Origin of the sequence: Thermodesulfobium sp. 4217-1, from assembly GCF_039822205.1 — a bacterium.
In the GTDB taxonomy this organism is placed as follows: Bacteria; Thermodesulfobiota; Thermodesulfobiia; order Thermodesulfobiales; family Thermodesulfobiaceae; genus Thermodesulfobium.
On record NZ_JBAGBW010000010.1, the window covers coordinates 61,225 to 71,741 of the forward strand.

At 33.6% G+C, this 10,517-nt stretch carries 11 protein-coding genes; 2 read left to right on the forward strand and 9 right to left on the reverse strand.

All coding sequences use genetic code 11. The features are described 5' to 3' along the window. Window positions 1–59 precede the first annotated feature (59 nt). Window positions 60–623 carry a DUF996 domain-containing protein gene (locus V4762_RS05340; RefSeq protein ID WP_347314746.1) on the forward strand — a complete coding sequence of 188 codons (564 nt, stop codon included), beginning with the start codon at window positions 60–62 and terminating at the stop codon, window positions 621–623. Window positions 624–782: 159 nt separating this feature from the next. Further along, the gene (locus V4762_RS05345; protein WP_347314747.1) at window positions 783–2,282 is read left to right on the forward strand and encodes an MFS transporter; all 1,500 of its coding nucleotides are present in this window, start codon (window positions 783–785) and stop codon (window positions 2,280–2,282) included. 71 nt (window positions 2,283–2,353) lie between these two features. Here V4762_RS05345 and V4762_RS05350 read toward each other — a convergent pair whose 3' ends face one another. The 9 genes from V4762_RS05350 to V4762_RS05390 form a co-directional block, all read right to left on the reverse strand. Further along, window positions 2,354–4,009, reverse strand: coding sequence for a formate--tetrahydrofolate ligase (locus V4762_RS05350; RefSeq protein WP_347314748.1), 1,656 nt, complete (start codon window positions 4,007–4,009; stop codon window positions 2,354–2,356). Window positions 4,010–4,164: 155 nt separating this feature from the next. Further along, the gene (locus V4762_RS05355; RefSeq protein ID WP_347314749.1) at window positions 4,165–4,737 is read right to left on the reverse strand and encodes a hypothetical protein; all 573 of its coding nucleotides are present in this window, start codon (window positions 4,735–4,737) and stop codon (window positions 4,165–4,167) included. A gap of 152 nt (window positions 4,738–4,889) precedes the next feature. Continuing rightward, on the reverse strand, window positions 4,890–6,488 hold the full coding sequence (locus V4762_RS05360) for an IS1634 family transposase (protein ID WP_347314750.1): 1,599 nt from the start codon (window positions 6,486–6,488) through the stop codon (window positions 4,890–4,892). Window positions 6,489–6,708: 220 nt separating this feature from the next. Beyond that, entirely contained in the window at window positions 6,709–7,122 is a 414-nt protein-coding gene (locus tag V4762_RS05365; RefSeq protein ID WP_347314751.1) for a DoxX family protein, read from the reverse strand. Window positions 7,123–7,217: 95 nt separating this feature from the next. Continuing rightward, window positions 7,218–7,424: a hypothetical protein gene (locus V4762_RS05370; RefSeq protein WP_347314752.1), complete on the reverse strand. Its 207-nt coding sequence runs from the start codon at window positions 7,422–7,424 to the stop codon at window positions 7,218–7,220. Window positions 7,425–7,648: 224 nt separating this feature from the next. Then, window positions 7,649–8,059, reverse strand: a complete 411-nt coding sequence (locus tag V4762_RS05375) for a PaaI family thioesterase (protein ID WP_347314753.1) — start codon at window positions 8,057–8,059, stop codon at window positions 7,649–7,651. A gap of 23 nt (window positions 8,060–8,082) precedes the next feature. Then, window positions 8,083–8,481, reverse strand: a complete 399-nt coding sequence (locus tag V4762_RS05380; protein WP_347314754.1) for a TspO/MBR family protein — start codon at window positions 8,479–8,481, stop codon at window positions 8,083–8,085. Next, a complete protein-coding gene (locus V4762_RS05385) occupies window positions 8,481–9,926 on the reverse strand; it encodes an SDR family oxidoreductase (protein WP_347314755.1) in 1,446 nt (481 codons plus the stop codon). The genes V4762_RS05380 and V4762_RS05385 overlap by 1 nt, the downstream gene beginning before the upstream one ends. 44 nt (window positions 9,927–9,970) lie before the next feature. Beyond that, on the reverse strand, window positions 9,971–10,517 hold a 547-nt coding region (locus V4762_RS05390), incomplete at its 5' end, for an AMP-binding enzyme (protein WP_458646942.1).

Here is a 10,517-nt window from a genome sequence, read left to right on the forward strand (position 1 = left end):
TAATTCAATTATAATAAAATATATTTTATAATCTTTTATAAAATTTTAAGGAGTAAAAAATGTTAAATTTCTCAAAAGAAAAGATTCTTGGTGGAGTAGGCTCTGGTTTAATCGCGTTTACTTTAATTCCTGGTATAGGTCATATATTTTTCATAATCGGTGTAATAATGTTTGTTATATCTATATACAACATATCTAAACTCTTGAAAGAGAGCGATATCTATTCAAATATTGTAAAATCTTTTTTAATAGGAATTGTAGGGACTGCTATTTCTCTTTTTCTTGGGCTATACACATTCGTCTCGGTATTTTCGGGACATTGGAATTTTGGAGCAAATATATTTTTAAGCCTTATAATTTTTTATTCATTTATAATCGCCTCTGCTGTTTTTTTTCGAAAGAGCTTAATTTTAATTACTTCATTTACAGACAATGAACTTTTCAAAACATCGGGAGACGTAATGTTCTGGGGTGCAATATTGACAATTTTTGCTATAGGATTTATTGGAATGTTTATATCATGGATTCTATTAGCTATTGCTTTTTTTACTATGCCAGACTCTATCAAGACTCCAAAATCCGAAAATTCAGTATTTGATTCAGATTATTATAGAGTTAGTTAAAATTTAATAATTAAAATATTATTAAAATACAATTAATATTTAAAACACTATTTTCTAATATGAAATTAAATTAATTTTAATTGGATTCTAATTCAAATTTCATAAATTAAGCATAGTTTAGTTTTAAGGTAATTTAAATAAAACAAAGGGGACAGGTTTATGACGAAAAAAATGGTGTTTCCTCATCCTTACTTCTCTTCAAATCCAAAATGGAAATGGTTTATCCTCTTAACTGTTCTAATCGGAGCCACAATGTCTGCATTAGACGTAAGCATTGTAAACGTAGCTACTCCAACAATTGAAAATAGATTCCAAGTACCAATGTCAATGATTGAATGGGTTGTAATGGGATATATGTTAACCCTAACGGTTTTTCTACCATTTTTTGGAAGACTTGCCGATATGTTCGGAAGAACCAAGATGTATAACATAGGATTTATCATATTTACAATAGGTTCAGCTCTTTGTGGAATTTCACCAAATGCGTATTTTTTGATATTCTCTCGGGTATTTCAGGCAGTAGGTGCTGGCATGCTCCAGGCAAACTCAGTAGCTATCATAACACAGTCATTTCCAAAGAATGAGTTAGGCAGAGCCATAGGAATACAAGGTGCAGTTCAGGCAATAGCAATGTCTATAGGTCCGTTTATCAGCGGTATACTTATCTCTCTTTTAAATTGGAGGCTGATATTTTACATTAATGTACCAATAGGCATTATTGGCACATTAATGGCACTATTTATCTTGCCAGCCAGCAAACCCAGCTTAAAGAAGAACCACAAAATTGACTTTCTCGGGGTTATTTTGTGCGCTACGGGGTTGGGATTTCTTGTGTTGGCAATAGATCAGGGAACGAAAATAGGCTGGACATCACCATTTATTATATTTTGCTTTTTAGCTTTCCTTATAATACTGCCTTTGTTTATATTAAGGGAATTGAAAACTGCTAATCCCATGTTAGACTTAAGAATTTTTAAAAATTGGGATTTTTCTACTGGAAACATTACAGGCTTTTTATCATATTATGTGCTTTTTGCAGTTCTGTTCTTGATGCCATTTTATCTAGAAGACATAATGCACTACGATGCAGAAATCGTAGGATCTATATTGACACCTATACCGCTTGCCATGGCTTTGATAGCTCCATTCGCAGGAGCCATATCTGATAAAATTGGTTCAAGATTTATGACTACTCTGGGAATGATCATTTGTGCAGTAGCTGTATTTCTTCTATCTTTTTTAAACGACATTATAAATATTTATTTTCTCACGTTAATATTTATAATACTTGGTTTAGGAATGGGCATTTTCACTCCACCCAACAACAGTGCAATAATGCTTTCGGCTCCAGAAGATAAGCTTGGCGTTGCAGGTGGCGTGTTAAACATGATGAGAGCACTTGGTCTTATATTCGGAGTAGACATATCAAGTATGATATTTACATCATTAAAACTAAATACTCTTGCACAACACGGGTATCTTATTGAATCAAAAGCTCCGTTTACAATTTATAGAATAGCATTTATGAACGGTTTCTCATTTGTAATGATCAGTCTCTTAGTAATGTGTGTAATTGCTGTAGTTATTTCCTTCACAAAGAAAAGTATAAAGAGAAAAGAAGGGGTTGAAGAGAGCTTTGAAAGCATAGATCTACTGTAGAAATTCTTAGGGTCGCATTTTTCTTTTAATGCGACCCTAAGAATAATAAAAAATTTACAATCTAAAAACGATTAGTATATTCCTTGGATTTCTCCACTTTCAAATATATCAAACTTTACAGCCTGGGGCACCTTTGGAAGACCTGGCATAGTCATTATTTTACCAAGCACTGGAACGATAAAGTTAGCGCCGTGTGACATCCTGACCTCTCTAACCATAATCTTAAAATCTTCTGGCTTGCCAATCAATTTTGGATCTGCAGATAAGGACATTGGAGTCTTCGCCATACAAACAAATGAATTATCCATGTCCACCAGTGATACATCTTTCAGATCGGCCTCTGCCTCCTGAGAATATTCTACCGAACTTGCACCGTATATAGTCTTTGCAATTTTTTCGATCTTTTCCTTTGGGGTTTGTTCGAGCTTGTATATAAACCTTGGAACTCTCTCTTCCTCAATCTCAACAATTTTCTTTGCCAGCTCTTCTCCGCCCTTTCCTCCATTCGCCCAAACATCAGAAAGCGCAAATCCTACTCCCATAGACTCTACAAAATCTCTTACAATTTTGATCTCTTCGTCTGTGTCGTCACTAAACTTATTCAATGCAACAACTACTTTCAAACCAAAAGCTTGCATATTCTCAATGTGTTTTTCAAGGTTTTGTAGGCCCCTTATAAGGTTCTTGTTACCGTCTTCAGCATAATCTGCCTTCAAACCGCCATGATATTTGATTGCCCTGGTAGTAGCTACTATTACAGTAGTACATATTTTCAGATCTCCAAGTCTTGCTATAATGTCCAGGAATTTCTCGCCTCCGAGATCGGTAGCAAAACCACCCTCCACTACCGCATATTTTGCAAATTTTAAAGCAAGCTTTATGGATAGAATAGAAGACGTGCCATGAGCTATGTTTGCAAAAGGCCCACCGTGGACAAATGCAAGATTGTTTTCAAGGGTTTGGACTATATTAGGATTAATTGCATTCCTTAGAATAGCAGCCATAGCTCCTTCTGCCTTCAAATCTCTTGCATATATAGGCTTTTTATCGTAAGAAAATCCAACCAAAATATTCCCTAGCTTCTTTTTAAGATCGTTTATGTTTAATGACAGACCAAATATAGCCATCACTTCAGATGCAGCAGTAATATCAAAACCTGCCTCGCGTGGGAAGCCATTCACACTACCACCTAAGCCAGCTACGATACTCCTTAGCGATCTATCGTTCATATCCATAACTCTTCTAAACTTTATTTTCCTAGAATCTATGCCCAATTGATTTCCATGGTAGATATGATTGTCTATAAGAGATGCCAGAAGATTATTGGCATATTCGATTGCGGGGAAATCGCCTGTAAAGAGTAGGTTTATGTCATCCATAGGAACAACTTGAGCATACCCGCCACCTGCAGCGCCACCTTTAATTCCAAAAATTGGTCCCAAGGAAGGCTGTCTTATTGAAGCAAGAGACTTATGGCCTATTCTATTTAGAGCGTCTATGAGGCCAATTACAGTTGTAGTCTTACCTTCTCCGAATGGAGTGGGAGTAATACCCGTTACGAATATAAGCTTGCCAAAATCCTTCTTTGACTCATAAAGAAGCCTGTAATCAACCTTGGCCATATAATCACCATATGGTCTAAGGGATTCTTCAGGAATTTCATAACTCTTTGCAATATCAAAAACCTTTTTTAACTTAGCATTTTTTGAAATCTCATAATCAGTCATATTCTATCTCCTATTTTAAAGATATATTAATAAATCTACATAGTTAATTTTAACAAATTTTTGTAATAATTAAAAAGTTTTTTATCATTAGAATATTTTATTGCTGGAGATAGTATTTTCTTATGAATAGAAAGCATTACTAAATTATCGATATATTATAAAATAAGACCCTTTACAACTGGTATATAAAGCTCATTATCAGAAACTATATTAATTTTCTCTATTTTATTAAATGTAGCATCTAAATCGTATCCATCAACCTTACCCAGTTTATAAGCCATATTTTTATAAAAATCAAACAATTCAAGGTTTAAATCGATTTTATAGATTATAGACAAATATGCTAAAAGCCTAAATTCATCACTAATTGAGAAATTATTTTTGTTAAATCGATAGAGGCTCGACATTTTTTGTGCCTCAAGATTTTCAACACATTTAATTAATAATTCTTTAGATAGATTTAGCCTATCTCTTCCAGCCTCACTCAATAAACCTATTACATAACCATCTTCTTTGCTAATAATTTGAAAATTGTATTTAAAAACATGATTCAGAATCTTACTTGCGAAATTTAATAAGTTTTCTGGAAGAGATTGCTCTTTCTTTAAGATCTTCTTCATATCATATTTTTCAAAAGAGAAGGTTTTTGCCAATTCTAATTTCTTTGAAACACTAATTAGATCTTTTACTGAGTCTCTTAATTTTCTATTGATCGGAACGCCATTCATAATATCATTCTCCTAATCTTAGCAAATTCTTATACAAAAAATCACACTACTATATTTTAATTTAATATACAAATTTACACAATTAAAAGTTCACATGTTAAAAAGGCAAGCAGAAATTTCCTGCTTGCCTTTTTAACCTACATTCCCTCCACTCATAACGAGGCAGGCGGTTCAACACCAAGAGCCTCATATATTTCGTATTGTTTTTTTAGAATTTCTCCAAAACGAATATTATGTCCGGGTGTTTCAAAACATTCAATGAGGTCTAATTTATCAAGCAGCGTTGCAATAGTGTAGTCTTTAAAAAGATCGGCCTCCTGCATCTTTTTCTTGATATAAGATAGGTAAATTAGAGCAATGAATGCTACAAAAAGTTTACCTTCAAGGCTTTGCTCTGAGGATACCAAGAGCCTTCTTAAATTAAGACGTTCTTTGAGATTCCCAAAAGCTTTTTCAACAACATCCCTATTTCGATAAACCTGCAATGCTTCTTTAGTGCTCATCTTTTCATTAGTCATTAGAGCAAAAAAGCCATAGTAGCGTTTGGTCTTTGAAACAACATCCTTTTTGACTTCTACTTTAAGACCACCCCTTGGTGTTTGTATAAGATTAAAATACTTAGCGTAAAGTGCTTCATGTTCTTTGATGGTTTTGCCTTCAAGCAATTCATCTCTTAAAAGCACAAGAAGCTTATCAAGTCTTTTTTCGTCTTCAGCTGCTTTTTCTATATTGTAATAGTAGTGGATATAAACTTTGCGTTTCTCATTTAGCGTATCTTTCTTGTATGGCCTTTCACATTTATAAGTCAATGTTGTGTTTACGGTATGCATGTAGAGTTCATAGTCGCTGTCGTAGTGGTCGTATGTTTTGAAAGTATCATAGATTGTCTCAAGATTATCCTTTATGAAATTGATTGAAAAAGGAACGGAGAGTAAAAACTTACGATGCTTGCTGTAGAGTTCATTTATGTTGCTTGTGCTGTAAAAGCCTCTGTCCATTACAAGTTTCACATTCTTAAAACCAAGCTGACTTAAATCAATCAAAAGGTTGTTTAGCGTTTTAGTATCTGGAATGTTTCCAGCAAGCTTGCGGTAATAAAATGGCAGATTGGATACTGTTCCAAAAACAACTGCTAGATTTAATTGTTCAAGTGCATCATGTTCTTTGTTGTGTCCATACTGCAGTTGAGCTAGTCCTTCAGAGTAGCTTGAAATGGATGTAATATCATAAGCCCAGTATTCATTATCTGCTTTGCGCTTGCCCCAGACAGTAAAGAAATGCTGTTTTTGACTTTCCGTGATTGATGAAAACAGCTCACTGCTTTTTTGAGAAGGGATATCTTTGCCGTATGGGTGGTGATGCAAAAGACCCCATTTTTCAAAACGATAAAGTGCTCCGCTTTCTTCCAGTATAAGATAATAGGCAATAGATAGTATCTGTTTGTATTTTTCAGGGAAGCATCGCTTTAGATCATCAATAATGCCTAATTTATTTCCAATAGCATCAAAAAGGTAAGTAGCACCACAAAAACTCCTAGAAACATCTTTGCATGGAGCATTAGAATTATCATTGTTTTTTTTCTTGTGTCCTCTACCATCTGTAGGGATAATTTCTCCAGTATCTTTATCAACTCTGCCCACCAGAGTACGTCTTGCTCTTGATTGTTTCTTTTCTTTATCCCAGTATGAGAAAGATTTATATGCGTATGTAAGACCTGAGCGCTTATCATATTGGAAAACAATAGCCGCCATAATATTACCTCCTTTAATAGTTATGTATATAATAACACATAACGATTAAATTTGCAAGCAAAATCTTTAATAAAATAATAGAGAATAATATTTTTGGAGTTATTTTATAGAATGCTCGTTAGGTAAGTGCGGAATGCAGGTTTTAAGTTTTATTAAAGATTTCAAATTTAATGAGAATTAAACTTATACTTCATTTTTATTACAGAAAGATCAACTATGATTATTCTAAAATGAATGGCAGCTTCTTCTTCCAAAAAATCTTGACAACAGTAAAACTTCCAGGTCCTACGATAAATATGCTTAGTGCAATTAAAAATTCTGTAAGAGCATACTCCATGCCGCCTTTTTGTAAATCAAACCCGTGCGGCAAATGAACAATCATAATAGCACCAAACATTACAAGCATGATGTTAAGCGCACCTACTCGCGTCAAGAGCCCTGTTAGCATTGCAAGACCACCGGTAAATTCAGCAATACCCACAAGAGCAGCAATTACAATAGGCATATGCATATGAAAAGAAAATTGATATATACCAGGACCATCAAACCAATCAAACAATATACCACTTCCATGAAAAATAAAAGTCATTGCAAGAGCTAAGCGCAAAATGAATCTTGAAAGATCAAATTTCATTTCAAGTACCCTCCTAAGTGTATAAGACAAAGTTTAATAATATATTATTATATATCTAATATTTAGATTGGCTATTAAATTATTTTAAATTTGCATTATGATGCGAAAGGTATTACCAAATATTCTTCTTCATCGGGCGAAGATGTATTTAAACACCAAGCTTCAACAGAAGAAGAATCACACTTAAAACCATTAGAACGTATTACATCCCAACCCTTCAGCTTTGCGCTATCTTCATCCTGTGCATTCACAACCACACAAATATCTGGATCGCACTTCAAACACACCATATAAAGATTCACCGTAATCCCTCCTTTCACCCTTCACTACAATTATTATATAATAAAAATTACTTATTAAACCATAAATATAACTTATCAAGTATTCAGAATATTCTACAAAATTTAAATACAGTGAAGTTATTTTTAAAATTTTATAGAAGAAATGAGAGAAAATTAATATTCATTAAAAGAATATTAAAAGGTGGGGTTCTAAAAAATGCAGTTAAATAGGAAGTTAATTAAGATTATATTTCAAATCTATCCTCCTTTATGTATACCTGACCAGTAAATGAAGCAACGAGTTTCCTATTTTCATCCTTATATATTTTCACATCATAGAGTCCCAATTTTCTTGACCTGCCAGCTTCTAAGCACTCAGCAATAAGCTCTTCTCCTAAAAGAGCTGGGTTTGAATAGTTTATATTAGCAGATATCCCAACTGCAATCTTGCCATGGGAGTTCGAAGCTAAAGCGAAAGCAAAATCAGCAAATGAAAATATAGCCCCACCCTGACAAATATTTACCGCATTTAGCATATCATCCCTTACAACCATAGAAATCCTTGAATATCCAATTCTTGCTTCAAGTACTTTAATATTAAGCCATACTGCAACCTTATCATTGTCTCTCATAAACTGGACTACTTTCTCATTCACTTCATTATCTCCTACTCTAAAAATTATTTATTCATTAAATAAATATTTAATTGTAAAACAAAGGCAAATAAGACCCAAACAAGATAAAAAATATTCAGATATACCACATTTGGATATATCTCCCAGACCCCTAAGAGAGCCCAAACAAGAGTTATCAAAACGAGGAAAACATCAACCAAAGCCAGAAAATTGTTTTTTAATTTAAACTCGATTGGTGTATATAATACATTAAAAAATAAATTAAGCCCAAACGGAAGAAAAATTTGCCATGAATTAGAACCTGTTATCGTCTGAACGAAAAGATATCCAAATGACAAGAACATAAGAAAGTACAAGAAAGTCCACACAGGAGCAAAAACTCCTTTAGGTGGAGCCCAGGAAGGTTTTTTCAATGATTTGTATCTTTCTTCATAATTGTTCATTATATTGCTCTCCCTTCATATAAAGTCTTCGCACTTGATAATATTCTTTTAATCATTAATCTAAATATTATTTTATGAAATGGGATCATTGCATACCAATAAAGTCTGCCACCCAACCCATTTGGATAATAATAAGCAGTTTGAATCAGTGTGTCATAATTAATTATAAATTCAAGCCATCCCTTACCAGGAATAATCATCTGTGCCTCAAGCAATATTCTTTTACCAGGTTGAAAATCTACCAATTTCCAAAAGTCTATTGCGTCACCAATTCTAAGATTGGAACTTTCTCTTCTTGACCTATTGGTACCGTATCCTCCAAAAAGCTTGTCGATAACCCCTCGCAAAGCCCAGAGAAAATTTAGGGCGAACCAGCCATTTTTTCCACCCGCATTGGCGCAAACTTCGAAAACACTAAGTCCTAACTCGGGAGAAAATGTCGATGAAAGGCTTTCCTTGTATATCGCCTTAGATATTTCAGGTATGTGTGGGACATCACATACTAAATCTTGAGAGCTATCGCACCACCTGCTTAAAACTTGATTGTTTTGAATTTCATGTATGGCCTTTCTCACTGAGGCTTCAAAATCTAAAGTTTTAATTTCAGGAAAATATATTTTTGCATTATCATTAATCTTTATAGTTTCACTTTTTAACCCCATTATAAGCTCTTTGGCGATCTTGAAATTTACAGGAGTCAGAAAAATAAGCCAATAAGCAGAAAGCCTTGGCGTAAGAAAATTAATAGTAAAAATATATCTTTTTAATCCCATTACTTTTGCAGTACTTAATATCATTTCCTTAAAACTCATCTGCTCTAAACCAATATCTATGACTTCATTTATCTCATCTTTTAAAAAAATAGCAGCCTTTAGGTATTCTATTACGTCATCAATATAAATTGGACAGGTCTTTGTCTTGGTCCATTTTGGAGCTATCATAATCGGAAGTTTTTCAACAAGGTTTCGTAAAATTTCAAAACTGGCACTCCCCGATCCAATTATTATCCCCGTTCTAAACCATATCAATTTTACGCTTTCATTAAACTTAGAAAGTATTTCGCCAGTCATAAGTCTGCTTCTGAGGTGTCTGCTTGCATCTTGATATCTACCTAAGCCACCAAGATATACAATTCTTTTCACACCATTTTCTTTTGCTATAGCAATGAAATTTTCAGCGCTTTTCTTCTCTGCACTAATATAATCATCATTTTCAGACATCATATGTATCAAATATACTGCAACATCTATACCTCTCAAAGCTTCATCAAGTTTTTTTAGATCAAAAGTATCCCCTTCTACAATTTCAAAATTCTCAATAAACGATTGATCAAGCTTTCTTTTATTTCTAACAAGACATCTAACTTTTATATTCTTATTTTCAATCAAAGAATATGCTAGTCTTCTGCCAACGAAACCTGTCACTCCAGTGAGCAATATATTCATAATGAACAATTATAAATTAGTTTAATTAAATTTTTAAAATTATGTTAGATCCCTGAAATGATTTTACTTATTATCTCTATGCTATCAGGGTTTTCCAAACTTGTAGTATCGCTTACAATCTTGCCCTTTATAACCAATTCTCTTAAAAATCTTCTCATAATCTTTCCACTAGGAGTTTTTGGGGTAGTTGGAACACAGAAAATATCCCCAGGAAGTGCAATTTTTCCAATTTTTTCAATAATTTTTTCATTAATCTTTAATTTTATCTTCTCTTCATTACATTCTTCCCTTACAGTAACAAATACAACAGGCACCATGCCCTTTACTTCATCAGGGGTGCCTATTACCGCTGACTCTACCACTCCCTCAACCTCCATAACAGCACTTTCAATCTCCATAGTACTGATTCTATGCCCCGATACGTTTATAACGTCATCAGTTCGAGAAAGCACCCATATGTGGCCATCACTATCTCTCACAGCAGCATCATAAGTATAGTAAACGCCAGGGACTTTATAAAAATAGGTATCTAAATATCTTTCGTGGTCTTTCCAGAGATCTCGGATTAACATTGGTATGGGTTTATTGAAA